The sequence below is a fragment of the Citrobacter amalonaticus genome (assembly GCF_001559075.2).
Lineage (GTDB): Bacteria > Pseudomonadota > Gammaproteobacteria > Enterobacterales > Enterobacteriaceae > Citrobacter_A > Citrobacter_A amalonaticus_F.
Window position 1 is genome coordinate 2,842,380 of record NZ_CP014015.2, and the last position, 13,307, is coordinate 2,855,686.

Annotated in this window: 13 protein-coding genes; 6 read left to right on the forward strand and 7 right to left on the reverse strand. The window is 54.2% G+C overall.

Annotation, left to right across the window (positions count from 1 at the left end; all coding sequences use genetic code 11):
* Positions 1–163 precede the first annotated feature (163 nt).
* A complete protein-coding gene (locus AL479_RS13725; protein WP_061076456.1) occupies positions 164–1,468 on the forward strand; it encodes a glycoside hydrolase family 28 protein in 1,305 nt (434 codons plus the stop codon).
* A gap of 55 nt (positions 1,469–1,523) precedes the next feature.
* Here AL479_RS13725 and AL479_RS13730 read toward each other — a convergent pair whose 3' ends face one another.
* Complete coding sequence (locus tag AL479_RS13730) at positions 1,524–3,914, reverse strand: glucose/quinate/shikimate family membrane-bound PQQ-dependent dehydrogenase (RefSeq protein WP_061076457.1); 2,391 nt, start codon at positions 3,912–3,914, stop codon at positions 1,524–1,526.
* Positions 3,915–4,119: 205 nt separating this feature from the next.
* Between AL479_RS13730 and hpt the strand changes: the two genes are divergently transcribed.
* Positions 4,120–4,656: a hypoxanthine phosphoribosyltransferase gene (gene hpt, locus AL479_RS13735; protein WP_042997896.1), complete on the forward strand. Its 537-nt coding sequence runs from the start codon at positions 4,120–4,122 to the stop codon at positions 4,654–4,656.
* Between the two features lie 65 nt (positions 4,657–4,721).
* Here the strand turns inward: hpt and can are convergent, their stop codons facing one another.
* On the reverse strand, positions 4,722–5,384 hold the full coding sequence (gene can, locus AL479_RS13740) for a carbonate dehydratase (RefSeq protein WP_061076458.1): 663 nt from the start codon (positions 5,382–5,384) through the stop codon (positions 4,722–4,724).
* A gap of 235 nt (positions 5,385–5,619) precedes the next feature.
* On the opposite strand from can, the gene AL479_RS13745 reads away from it, so the two are divergent.
* The 4 genes from AL479_RS13745 to AL479_RS13760 all read left to right on the forward strand — a co-directional run bounded on the left by AL479_RS13745 (position 5,620) and on the right by AL479_RS13760 (position 9,151).
* On the forward strand, positions 5,620–6,546 hold the full coding sequence (locus AL479_RS13745; protein WP_061076459.1) for an ABC transporter ATP-binding protein: 927 nt from the start codon (positions 5,620–5,622) through the stop codon (positions 6,544–6,546).
* Complete coding sequence (locus AL479_RS13750) at positions 6,543–7,313, forward strand: ABC transporter permease (protein ID WP_046475711.1); 771 nt, start codon at positions 6,543–6,545, stop codon at positions 7,311–7,313. Before AL479_RS13745 ends, AL479_RS13750 begins: the two co-directional genes overlap by 4 nt.
* Before the next feature lie 106 nt (positions 7,314–7,419).
* Complete coding sequence (locus AL479_RS13755) at positions 7,420–7,860, forward strand: PTS sugar transporter subunit IIA (RefSeq protein WP_061076460.1); 441 nt, start codon at positions 7,420–7,422, stop codon at positions 7,858–7,860.
* Positions 7,861–7,924: 64 nt separating this feature from the next.
* Positions 7,925–9,151, forward strand: a complete 1,227-nt coding sequence (locus AL479_RS13760) for a polysaccharide deacetylase family protein (RefSeq protein ID WP_061076461.1) — start codon at positions 7,925–7,927, stop codon at positions 9,149–9,151.
* Between the two features lie 5 nt (positions 9,152–9,156).
* Here the strand turns inward: AL479_RS13760 and panD are convergent, their stop codons facing one another.
* From panD to pcnB, 5 genes are all read right to left on the reverse strand, one after another.
* Positions 9,157–9,537, reverse strand: a complete 381-nt coding sequence (gene panD, locus AL479_RS13765; RefSeq protein WP_042323756.1) for an aspartate 1-decarboxylase — start codon at positions 9,535–9,537, stop codon at positions 9,157–9,159.
* Positions 9,538–9,630: 93 nt separating this feature from the next.
* Positions 9,631–10,485, reverse strand: coding sequence for a pantoate--beta-alanine ligase (gene panC / locus AL479_RS13770; RefSeq protein ID WP_061076462.1), 855 nt, complete (start codon positions 10,483–10,485; stop codon positions 9,631–9,633).
* Between the two features lie 11 nt (positions 10,486–10,496).
* Entirely contained in the window at positions 10,497–11,288 is a 792-nt protein-coding gene (gene panB, locus AL479_RS13775) for a 3-methyl-2-oxobutanoate hydroxymethyltransferase (RefSeq protein ID WP_061076463.1), read from the reverse strand.
* A 119-nt stretch (positions 11,289–11,407) separates the two neighbouring features.
* Positions 11,408–11,887 carry a 2-amino-4-hydroxy-6-hydroxymethyldihydropteridine diphosphokinase gene (gene folK, locus AL479_RS13780; RefSeq protein ID WP_061076464.1) on the reverse strand — a complete coding sequence of 160 codons (480 nt, stop codon included), beginning with the start codon at positions 11,885–11,887 and terminating at the stop codon, positions 11,408–11,410.
* Complete coding sequence (gene pcnB / locus AL479_RS13785) at positions 11,884–13,281, reverse strand: polynucleotide adenylyltransferase PcnB (RefSeq protein WP_205685287.1); 1,398 nt, start codon at positions 13,279–13,281, stop codon at positions 11,884–11,886. Before pcnB ends, folK begins: the two co-directional genes overlap by 4 nt.
* Positions 13,282–13,307: the final 26 nt, after the last annotated feature.

Below are 13,307 nucleotides of genomic sequence, written 5' to 3' on the forward strand. Positions count from 1 at the left end.
CATTGATCTGCATAAAAAACGTGACGCTTGTGAATGGGGATTCCCCCCGTTATTTTATTTCTCTATCCGTTAAATCGTGGACCTGCGCGGGGAAGGGAAGCGACGCTGAATAACTTCAGTGGCACCAGCCCATCGCGCCATAAGTGAGAGAGGGATTGCATTCATGTCCGTACAACTTGATGTCAAAGATTTTGGGGCGACGGGTGATGGCCTTGTCAAAGACACCCACGCAGTGCAAAGGGCTATCGATAGCGGGGCGGCACAGGGTGTTCCGGTCGTTATTTCTCCGGGGACTTACCTGGTCGGTTCGTTATTCCTGAAGGAAGGCAGCCAACTCCATTTCGCGCAGGGAGCGACTTTGCTGGGATCTCCGGATATCGCCGACTATCCGGAGATCCCGACGCGTGTGGCGGGCGTTGAAATGATATGGCCGGCGGCGATAGTGAATGCCATTGAGGTGAACAACATTGTCATCTCCGGCCATGGCAGGATCGATGGTCAGGGCGCGCACTGGTGGGATCTCTACTACGGCCCGGACAAAGCGAGCGGACTGCGCGTCGATTACGACAACCAAGGATTACGCTGGATTGCGGACTATCTCATTAAGCGGCCGCGCGCCTGCCTGATTTACAAAGCCGAAAACGTCGCGATTACCGATTTAACCTTTGAGCGCGCCGGGTTCTGGAATTTACAGATAACCTATGCCAATAACGTGGTTGTCAGCGGGGTAACTATTCGGGATAACCACGGGCCGAGCACGGACGGCATTGACATTGACTCCTCCCGCCATGTCCGCGTCACGCAATGCGATGTGTCGTGCGGCGACGATTGCATCGTGATCAAGTCGGGTCGTGATGGGGATGGATACCGGGTTGGGCGAATTGCCGAACATATTGAAATCGACCACTGCATTATTCGCTCGGGCTACGGTGTGACGCTGGGCAGTGAAGTTAGCGGCGGAATACGCAACGTCTATGTGCACGATATTACTTTCGAAAACTCTGACTGCGGGCTGCGCATGAAGTCGTCGAAGGAACGAGGTGGGTTTGTTGAAGACGTGGTCGTGGAAAACCTGCGGATGCGTAATGTGCAATTTCCGTTCTCCTGGATTATGGACTGGCATAACGCCTATAACCGCAAACGGTTCGACAATATTTCGGAGCTGCCCGACGCCTGGCAGGCGGTGGCGAGGCAGATCCCGGAACCGTTACAGATGACCAAAGTGCGTAATATCCGCATCAGCCATGTTGATGCCACGCTGGAGGCGGATTATCGCTTACCGGCGCGTGCGTTCGATCTGGTGGCATTTGCACAAAAACCGATGGAAGCTATTCGCTTCAGCCACTGCCGGATCGAGGCGAAAGAATTTGGGCGTATCGTGGCGGTAAACGATCTGCGCTTTGATGATGTGGTGGTCTCTGTTGCGGGGGAAAATAACGGCGTGAATGATACGTTTGATAATCGCTGACATAAAAAAGACAGCGTGGGATTTCCACGCTGTCTCTGCTGCAGAACCGACTGTCTTATTTCGCGTCGTCAGGCAATGCGTAAGCGACAATATAATCGCCCATCTTCGTACCAAACGAGCCGTGGCCCCCGGCTGAAATCACGACATACTGCTTGCCGTTCACCTCATAGGTCATCGGTGTGGCTTGTCCACCGGCCGGCAGACGTCCCTGCCACAGTTTCTCACCGTTGCTCATGTTATAGGCGCGCAGGTAGTTGTCCGCCGTGGCGGCAATAAACAGCACGTTGCCTGCCGTAGAGATAGGACCACCCAGCATCGGCATCCCCATATTGAACGGTACCGGAATGGGCATCGGGAACGGCATGCTGTCCTGCGGTGTGCCAATGCGTTTTTTCCAGACCACGTCGTTGGTCTTCAGATCCAGCGCGGAGATATAACCCCAGGCTGGCTGTTTACACGGCAGACCAAACGGCGACAGGAACGGGTTCAGCGTGACGCCGTACGGCACGCCATACTGTGGCTGAATACCGGATTCGGTACCTGTGCCTTGCGCGTCTTTCGGCTGTTCCATCGGATTACCCGGACCACGTGGGATCAGCTTAGAGACAAACGGCAGCGCCATCGGGTTGGCAATCGCCACCTGACGGTTCGGATCGACCGAAATACCGCCCCATTCGAACATCCCGAGGTTACCCGGGAACACCAGCGTGCCCTGCTCAGACGGCGGAGTAAAGATGCCCTCATAGCGCATCTGGTGGAACATCACGCGGCACACCAGTTGGTCGAACATGGTGGCGCCCCACATATCCGCCCCGGTCAGATCTTTTTTCGGGCGGAAACTCAGTTCAGAGAACGGCTGTGTTTTGCTGACGTAATCGCCTTTCGCGGCCCCCTGCGGAACCGGTTTTTCCGGTGCAGGAACGACCAGCTCGCCGTTACGGCGGTCGAGGACAAAGATGTTACCGGTTTTCGCTGGCGCGTAGATAACCGGGACTTTCTCACCGTTGACGGTAATATCCGCCAGCGTCGGCTGGGACGGCATGTCCATATCCCACAGATCGTGGTGAACGGTCTGATAGCTCCAGGCAAGTTTACCGGTGGTGGCGTTCAGCGCCACAATCGAGCTGGCATAGCGTTCCTGCTCCGGCGTACGGTTGCCACCCCAGATATCCGGCGTGGTCACCCCCATCGGCAGATAGACCAGATCCAGCTTCGCGTCGTAGGCCGCCGGTGCCCATGAGTTAGGTGAGTTAAAGGTAAACGCATGTTCGTCAGACGGGATCGCATTCGGGTCTTTCGCACCCGGATCGAAGGCCCACAGCAGTTTGCCGTTATTGACGTCAAAACCACGGATCACGCCCGAGGTTTCGCGGGTGGAAAAGTTATCCGTTACCGAACCGGCAATCACAATCGTTTTATCGGTGATGATCGGCGGCGATGTTGGCTCATACAGCCCCGGCGTGGTGTCCGGCATATTGGTCTGCAGATTCAGAATACCTTTGTTGGCAAAGGTTTCGCACAGCTTGCCGGTTTCCGCATTCACCGCAAACAGACGACCATCGTTTACTGGCAGGATGATGCGGCGTGGACAATCGGCAACCACTTCCGGTGAGGCGTTATCGGCTTTCGCTTCATGGTACGACACGCCGCGACAGGTCACGTGCTGGAAGCGGGTGTTGGTATTGAGTTGCGGATCGAAATGCCACTTCTCTTTACCGGTAGCGGCATCAAGCGCGAACAGACGCTGGTGTGCGGTACAAAGATACAGCGTATCGCCGACTTTAATTGGCGTCACTTCATTGGTGATCTCACCCGGATCGTTAGGCTGCTTCAGATCACCGGTGCGAAACACCCACGCTTCTTTCAGGTTATGGACGTTGTCGGCGTTGATCTGTTTGAGCGGCGAGAAGCGTTGGCCTTCCTGATTACGGCCATACGCCGGCCAGTCGTTGTCGGAGATCGTGGAGATGGCTTCAGCCGGCGTCGCGTCGGCGCTCAGCGTGCCATTGATTTCCTGTGGGTCATTGAAGCCCGCCCAGGTCAGGATCCCACCGCTGATCAGCAGGGCCACCACCAGAGCGGCGACGGCACCCCGGGAAGGGATAATCAGGCGATGCCAGACAAAGGGTAAAATCAGCCAGATGCCGAAGAAGACCAGAATGTCGCTGCGCGGCGTGAGCGCCCAAAAGTCGAACCCAACCTCCCAGACGCCCCAGATCAGGGTGGCCAGGAGCAGGGCAGCGTACAGCCACAGCGCGGAACGCTGGCTGCGCCAGAGCATGACGGCGACGCCCAGCATGACAAGACCGGCGATCGGATAGTACCAGGAGCCGCCAATGGCGACCAACCAGCCTCCACCGATCAGGAGATACAGCCCGCTAAGCGCTGCAAAGAGGGCCGTTAACACCACGAGGAGCCGTGGTGAACGTGCGTTGTTATTTGCCATAAAAATACACCATCTCAATTTGTTAATTTTTTAGTAGCAATTAATTATAGGATTTAACAAGTGTGATCGTCATCACAAAATGAGCTTTATTAAGAGATGCCGCGGATAAATACTTTTACTGGTATACTGCATGCCTTGCACTTCGATGCTGTTCCGGTAGAAGCGGGCATTGAGTGATTTGTTTTTAAATCATATGGTTAGAGTTATGAAACATACTGTAGAAGTAATGATCCCCGAAGCGGAGATCAAAGCGCGGATTGCCGAACTGGGTCGTCAGATTACTGAACGTTACAAAGACAGCGGCAGTGACATGGTGCTGGTTGGTCTGCTGCGTGGCTCATTTATGTTTATGGCGGATCTGTGCCGTGAAGTGCAGGTATCTCATGAAGTCGATTTTATGACCGCCTCCAGCTACGGTAGCGGCATGTCCACCACCCGTGACGTCAAGATCCTCAAAGATCTCGATGAAGACATTCGCGGTAAAGACGTGCTGATTGTGGAAGATATTATTGACTCCGGCAACACGCTGTCGAAAGTGCGTGAAATCCTGAGTCTGCGTGAACCGAAATCTCTGGCGATTTGCACTCTGCTGGATAAACCCTCTCGCCGTGAAGTGAACGTTCCGGTCGAGTTTATCGGTTTTTCCATTCCGGATGAGTTCGTGGTGGGCTACGGTATTGATTACGCTCAGCGCTATCGTCATCTGCCGTATGTCGGCAAAGTGGTGCTGCTGGACGAGTAAGCGTAAAAAAGCCGGGAAAATCCCGGCGTTGACTGGATACATCCCCGGTGTATGACCGGGGATTTTTATTTGTGGTTGACGTGTTTCTGACTGAGGTTAGAAACGCCCTGGCGATAACGTTGCTCCAGGGTGGCGCGACTGGTCGCGGTCACTTCCAGATCGCGCAGCAGGCCGTCGTGAATACCGTATGCCCAGCCGTGGATAGTCACTTTCTGACCCCGTTTCCAGGCTGACTGCATGATGGTGGAGTGGCCCAGGTTATACACCTGTTCCATCACGTTCAGCTCGCACAGCGTGTCCATACGACGCTCTTGCGGCATATCGCCAAGCAATGAGCTATGTTTGAACCAGATATCACGGATATGCAGCAACCAGTTGTCGATGAGGCCCAGTTCCGGGTTATCGACCGCAGCCTGTACGCCGCCACACCCGTAGTGACCACAGATAATAATGTGTTCAACTTCGAGGACATCAACGGCATACTGAACAACAGAGAGGCAGTTGAGGTCGGTGTGGATGACCAGGTTGGCCACATTACGGTGGACAAATAATTCGCCCGGTTCAAGACCGGTTAAACGTTCTGCGGGAACGCGACTGTCGGAACATCCAATCCATAGAAAGCGTGGTTTCTGCGCTTGCGCCAGTTTCTCAAAAAATCCGGAATCCTCTTCCACCAGCATTTTTGACCATAGTGCATTGTTGCTGATGAGTGTATCTATGTCTTTCATGGAGGTTAACGACCTGTAACCAAATAAGTGCGTTGGGCTAATATAGGGCAACTCCGGGATTATTTAAACCACATAATATATACAAGATCATTCGAGGTGCATCGAGGCGGCAACTGAATGAATCCCCTGGAGCTTACATTTGTAAGTGACTGGGGTAAGTGAAGGCAGCCAACAAAGAGGCATCTTGAAGGATGCAGTATATTAAAGTGTAAGAACGTAAGGTAAGTAATTATTTATGACCATTGCACTGGAACTTCAACAACTTAAAAAAACCTATCCTGGCGGTGTTCAGGCGCTACGCGGGATAGATTTACAGGTCGAGGCGGGGGATTTTTACGCACTGCTGGGGCCGAACGGGGCAGGCAAGTCGACCACTATCGGTATCATCAGTTCGCTGGTGAACAAATCTTCCGGGCGCGTCAGCGTCTTTGGCTACGATCTCGAAAAAGATGTCGTCAATGCCAAACGCCAGCTGGGGCTGGTGCCGCAGGAATTTAACTTCAATCCGTTTGAGACCGTACAGCAGATTGTGGTCAATCAGGCGGGTTACTACGGCGTGGAGCGAAAAGAGGCGATTGATCGCAGCGAAAAGTATTTAAAACAGCTCGATCTGTGGGAAAAACGCAACGAACGTGCGCGGATGTTATCCGGTGGGATGAAGCGCCGTCTGATGATTGCCCGTGCGCTGATGCATGAGCCGAAGCTGCTGATCCTTGATGAACCGACAGCGGGCGTCGATATCGAACTTCGCCGCTCAATGTGGGGTTTTTTGAAGGATTTAAACGACAAAGGCACCACGATCATTCTGACCACTCACTACCTGGAAGAGGCGGAAATGCTCTGCCGCAATATCGGGATTATTCAGCACGGCGAGCTGGTCGAAAACACCTCGATGAAGAACCTGCTCTCTAAGCTCAAATCCGAAACCTTCATTCTCGATCTGGCGGCGAAAAGTCCGCTGCCGCAGCTGGAGGGCTATCACTACCGGCTGGTGGATACCTCAACGCTGGAAGTGGAAGTGTTGCGTGAGCAGGGCATTAACAGCGTATTCAGCCAGCTCAGCGCGCAGGGCATTCAGGTGCTGAGTATGCGTAACAAAGCGAACCGCCTTGAAGAGCTGTTTGTGTCACTGGTTCATGAAAAACAAGGAGATCGCGCATGATGCAGCTTTACTGGGTCGCGCTGAAAAGCATCTGGGCGAAAGAGATTAACCGCTTCATGCGGATCTGGATCCAGACGCTGGTGCCGCCCGTCATCACCATGACGCTCTATTTTATTATCTTCGGTAACCTGATTGGTTCTCGCATTGGCGAGATGCACGGTTTCAGCTATATGCAGTTTATCGTGCCAGGTCTGATCATGATGGCCGTCATCACCAACGCGTATGCGAACGTGGCATCGTCATTCTTTAGCGCCAAGTTCCAGCGCAACATTGAAGAACTGCTGGTTGCGCCGGTGCCGACACACGTGATTATCGCCGGTTTTGTCGGTGGCGGTGTGGCGCGCGGACTGTGCGTCGGGGTTCTGGTGACGGCGATTTCACTGTTCTTTGTTCCGTTCCAGGTTCATTCGTGGCTCTTTGTGGCGCTGACGCTGGTTCTGACCGCGATTCTGTTTTCGCTGGCGGGTCTGTTGAACGCCGTATTTGCGAAAACCTTTGATGACATCAGCCTGATCCCGACTTTTGTCCTGACGCCGCTGACCTATCTCGGCGGCGTGTTCTACTCCCTGACGCTGCTGCCGCCGTTCTGGCAGGGGTTATCGCAACTGAACCCGATCGTCTACATGATCAGCGGCTTCCGCTACGGCTTCCTGGGTATTCACGACGTGCCGTTAGTGACCACGTTTGGCGTGCTGGTAGTCTTTATTGTGGCGTTTTATCTGCTGTGTTGGTCCTTAATTCAGCGCGGACGCGGGTTGCGTAGCTGACAGTTTTCGCCCTTTCCTCCCGGTAAGGAGAGGGCGATTTTTGACCATTGTCATCATTCTCCATTTGTCACTCTGATAAACTACTTGCCTGCTAATGAGGTGAGAAATGCTAGGCTGGGTCATTACCTGTCATGACGATAAGGCTGAGGAACTGCTGAGCCTTCTGGAAAAAAAACACGGCCCGCTGGCGCAATGCCGGGCGGTGAATTTTTGGCGTGGATTGAGCGCGAACATGCTGAGTCGGATGATGTGCGACGCATTACATGCTACGGATTCCGGTGATGGCGTCATCTTTCTGACCGACCTGCCCGGTGCGGCGCCGTATCGCGTGGCCTCACTGATGAGCCATAAACATCCGCAATGTGAAGTGATCTCCGGTGTGAATGCGACGCTGTTGGGACACATGATTTCATCACGGGAATCTATGAGTAGTCAGGCGTTTCGCGACCAGATAGTAGCCCTCGGTGGGCCAGAAGTGACCAGCCTTTGGCATCAGCAACAGAAAAATCCCCCCTTTGTTCTGCTGCACGATTTGTATGAGTATTGATCATTCTTATTAATGAGGTGAATTGATACAATCGCTGCGTTGTTTCTTGCCCCGGTTATTGTTAATGATGAAATATCTGTTTCTGCTGCTGCTGTCCCTCTCTACAGTCGTCAGTGCGGCGTTGCCTGCTCGCTATATGCAAACCACTGAAGATGCGGCTATTTGGGCGCAAATTGGCGATGACATGGTGACCGTGGGGAATATTCGCGCCGGACAGATTATTTCTGTCATTCCGGTCGCGGCGGATTATTACGAATTCAAATTCGGCTTCGGCAACGGGTTCATTGACAAGGGCCATCTGGAACCGGTGCAGGGTAAACAACGCGTTGAGGACAGCCTCGGCGATCTCAATAAACCGCTCAGCAATCAGAATCTGATCACCTGGCAAGCCACCCCCGTTTATAACGCACCGAATATTGGCAGTGCGCCGTTTGGCGTACTGGCGGATAACCTGCGTTATCCCATCATCAGTAAGCTGAAAGACCGGCTGAATCAAACCTGGTATCAGATTCGCATTGGCGACCGACTGGCCTGGATAAGTGCCCTCGATGCCCAGGAAGACCGTGGCTTGCCGGTGCTGACCTATCACCATATTCTGCGCGATGAAGAGAACACTCGTTTTCGTCATACCTCCACCACCACGTCAGTTCGTGCCTTCAGCAACCAGATGACCTGGCTGCGCGATCGCGGATACAGTACGCTGACGATGGCGCAACTGGAAGGTTATGTGCGTAACAACATGAATCTGCCCGCGCGAGCGGTGGTGATTACCTTTGATGACGGCCTGAAGTCGGTAAGTCGTTACGCTTATCCGGTGCTGAAGCAGTACGAGATGAAGGCCACGGCGTTTATTATCTCGTCGCGAATTAAAGTTCGCCCACAAAAATGGGATCCCAAATCGCTGCAGTTTATGAGCATTTCAGAACTCAATAGCATCCGCGACGTGTTTGACTTTCAGTCCCATACGCACTTTTTACATCGGGTCGACGGCTATCACCGGCCAATCCTGCTTAGTCGCAGCTATCACAATATTTTGTTTGATTTTGCACGCTCCCGGCGTGCGCTGGCCCCGTTTAACCCGAATGTACGTTATCTTTCCTATCCGTTTGGCGGCTATAACGCGACGGCCGTGAAAGCCGCGGAAGAGGCCGGATTTCACCTGGCGGTGACAACAGTAAAAGGGAAGGTGAAGCCGGGGGATAATCCGTTCTTGCTCAAACGCTTATACATCTTAAGAACGGATTCACTGGAGACCCTGTCGCGGCTGATCAGCAATCAGCCGCAGGGGTAGTTTACTTACGCAACCTGAACCGGAATGGCTTTCGCGGTGCGTTTCATTTCGTTGTCGCCTTCGAAGTAAGCGACCTTTGGCTGCCAGCGGCGCGCTTCTTCGTCAGACATGGTCACGAAGCTGGCGATAATCACAATGTCGCCCACGCTGGCACAGTGTGCCGCCGCGCCGTTGACGGAGATGATTCTGGAACCGCGCTCGGCGGCAATCGCATAGGTGGAAAAGCGTTTACCGTTGCTCACGTTCCAGATATCGATGGCTTCATTTTCAAGGATCCCGGCGGCATCCAGAAAATCCTGATCGATGGCGCAGGAACCTTCATAGTGCAGGTCCGCCTGAGTCACTTTCACGCGGTGGAGTTTGCCCTGCAGCATAGTGCGAATCATAACGTCTACCTTAAACTCGTATCGATAACGAAGCAGGTCGAAACCTGCTTTGAGAAATTTCTCAGGCAGTATTGCCCGATTTTTAACCCCTGTCTACTGGGTTAATGCAACCGTCTGATTGTCAATTAACCGTGCCTGGCCAAGCCATGCGGCAACCAGAATCACCGCACGCTGGCTGCTTTCGGTCAGCTCAAGCAGCGTGTCAGCATCGCGGATCTGAATGTCATCGGGGCGGAAGCCTTTTTCCGTCAGTTCCTGCTCGGCGATGGCAATAATCTCTTCCAGTTCACGCTCGCCGGCCTGCAGTTTTTCGCCAATGCGGCTCATCACTTTATACAAACCTGGGGCAATTTTTCGTTGTTCGGCCGTCAGATAACCGTTACGCGAACTCAGGGCTAAACCGTCTTTGGCGCGAATAATCGGCACGCCGACGATATCAATGTCGTAGCCCATATCGGCAACCATTTTGCGGATTAGCGCCAGTTGCTGGAAGTCTTTCTCGCCAAAGCAGGCGACGTCCGGTTGTACCAGATTGAATAACTTGCTGACGATGGTTGAAACCCCACGAAAATGGCCAGGGCGGCTGGCGCCTTCCAGCATCGTCGAGAGGCCAGGAACATCCACGTATGTCTGCCCGTCGGTGCCCTGAGGATAGATTTGGTCCGGCGCGGGAGCAAAGACGAAATCCACTTTACGCTTGTTCAGTTTTTCGCAGTCTTCCTGCAGCGTGCGCGGATAACGCACCAGATCGTCCGGACGGTCAAACTGCATCGGGTTGACGAAAATACTCACCACCACGATGTCCGCACGGGCTTTGGCTTCATCAACCACCTTCATGTGACCATCATGCAGGTTGCCCATCGTCGGGACCAGCGCAATGCGCTTCCCTTCCTGACGGGCTCTGCGGATATGCTGACGCAGCAGCGGCAGGGTTTCAATAATCAGCACGACAAGACTCCTTAATGGAAACTGTGTTCTTCGCCCGGATAGACGCCGGACTCAACCTCGGCAATATACTGCCGTACCGCGGCGCGCATGTCGCCTGCTTGCGTAAGGAAATTTTTGGCAAATTTCGGAATATGGCCGCCGGTGATGCCAAAGGCGTCGTGCATGACTAAAATTTGTCCGTCGGTCACGTTGCCGGCACCGATGCCGATAACTGGAATGGAGAGCGCGTCAGTTACGCGTCTGGCAAGTTCAACCGGGACGCATTCCAGCACGATGAGCTGCGCGCCTGCGGCTTCCAGCGCCAGGGCATCGTCCAGCAAAACCTGTCCGGCATCGCCACGACCCTGAATCTTATAGCCACCGAAGATATTGACCGACTGTGGGGTCAGCCCCAAATGTCCGCAGACCGGCACCGCACGTTCGGTGAGCATTTTCACTGTCTCCACCAGCCATGCGCCGCCTTCAATTTTGACCATGTTCGCACCCGCGCGCATGACGGTGGCTGAATTTTCAAAAGCCTGTTCCGGCGTCGCGTAAGCCATAAACGGCAGATCGGCGAGCAGCAGGCAATTTGGCGCGCCGCGACGCACCGCCCGCGTGTGGTAAGCGATATCCTCAACCGTCACCGGCAGGGTGGAGTCATGCCCTTGTACTGTCATCCCCAGGGAATCCCCGACCAGCATCACATTGATCCCTTCGTCGGCAAACAGTCTGGCGAAACTGTAGTCATAAGCAGTAATGGTGGCGAAGCGTTTTTTTTCTTGTTTGCACTTCTGCAACAGTGAGATGGTGGTCGGTTTCATAACATTTCCTGATGGTGAACGTCATATTTACCGGCATTCTAACAGTCACATTCAGTGGGGCAATTGTTTTAAGCAACTGTTTGCGCGAAAGCAATAAACAGGAAATGAGGCGAGGGCCATTACCAGAGTGCGGGTTTTTCTGCACCAAGATGAGCGAGTCTCTGTTGCAGCGAGGTACCGTCAGGGAAGTGCAAGTCAGGGGCGATTTCAAACAGCGGCCAGAGCATAAAACCGCGATTTTTCATATCGTAGTGTGGCACGGTCAGGCGTTCGCTGTTAATGACGCGATCGCCAAACAGCATGATATCCAGATCTAACGTGCGCGGTCCCCAGCGTTCGGCCTTACGTACCCGGCCCTGCTGAAGTTCGATGCGCTGGGTGTGGTCGAGCAGGGTTTCCGCTTCGAGCGTCGTTGCCAGCGCCACGGCGGCGTTCAGGTAATCGGGCTGATCCTGCGGACCCAGCGGTGGGGTTCGATAAAAAGAAGAAAGGGCGACAATCCGGCTTTCGGGGATCTCGCCTATCGCGTTGACGGCAGCATTGACCTGCTCCAGAGGAGAGGCCAGATTACTGCCCAGTGCGATATAAACGAGGGTCATGCCGTTCCTTCACGACGCGGCGCACGCTTGCGCGGACGACGGTGACGACGGCGCGGCGATGGATCTTCATCCAGCTCGTTCAGCATGCCTTTCTGCTCTGGTGGCGCGGAAACCTGGAATTCGCCCCACCACTGCGCCAGACGCTGCAGTTCGGCATTGTTTTCCACTTCAGCACGCAGAGCGAGTAAATCATATGCGGCGCGGAATTTCGGATGCTCCATCAGCTTCCACGCACGTTTACCCTGACGACGGGACATGCGCAGCTGTAGCTGCCAGATATCACGGGTCAGCGACGTGAGGCGTTTCGGGATCGCCAACGAACGACAGGCTTCATCAAGCACTTCATTCATCGCCAGCGCAAACGCGTCATAGTAGGCCAGACCGCTTTCCTGGGCGATTTTCTGCGCCATTTCCAGCAGCGGATACCAGAACATCGCGGCAAACAGGAAGGCCGGGTTAACGCGCATATCGTTATGAATGCGGTTATCGGTGTTTTTCAGTACCTGCGCGATGATACGTTCCATTGCGCTGTCGCCATTCTCGGTGAAATAGCGCGTGATGGTCGGGAACAGTGGCTGGAACAGGCTGTATTCGCGCAGCTTTTTATAGGTTTCATAGCCGTAACCCGCTTGTAATAGCTTCAGCGCCTCTTCAAACAGGCGCGCGGGCGGGATATCGTTGAGCAGCGTGGCCAGGCGCGGGATCGGCTCTGCCGTTTCCGGGCTGATCTTCATATCGAGCTTGGCTGCGAAACGCACGGCGCGCAGCATCCGCACCGGATCTTCGCGATAACGGGTTTCCGGATTGCCGATCAGGCGAATCACGCCATCTTCCAGATCCTGCATGCCGCCGACATAGTCGCGGACGGTGAAATCGGCGACGCTGTAATAAAGGCTGTTAATGGTGAAATCACGGCGCTGGGCGTCTTCTTCGATGGAGCCGAAAATATTGTCGCGCAGCAGCATACCGTTTTGTCCGCGTTGGGACGTGGTACGATCGCTTTCGCTGCCTTCGTGGTGACCACGAAAGGTGGCGACTTCAATAATTTCCGGGCCAAACATGACGTGCGCCAGACGGAAACGGCGGCCAACAAGACGGCAATTGCGGAACAGCTTGCGCACCTGGTCCGGCGTCGCATTGGTCGTGACGTCAAAATCTTTCGGTTTTTTGCCGAGCAGAAGGTCACGGACGCCACCGCCGACCAGCCAGGCTTCATATCCCGCTTTATTCAGCCTGTACATTACCTTCAGGGCATTTTCACTGATATCTTTGCGTGAAATAGCGTGCTGCTCGCGCGGGATGACCGTCATACGCGGACGGGCGACGGCAATTTCGGCCTCGCTCTCCTCGCGGCTTAGCACCTTGCGGCAAAAATTAGCGACTCGGGTAAAAATAGTGCACCTCGGTAGTGTCAAACAAT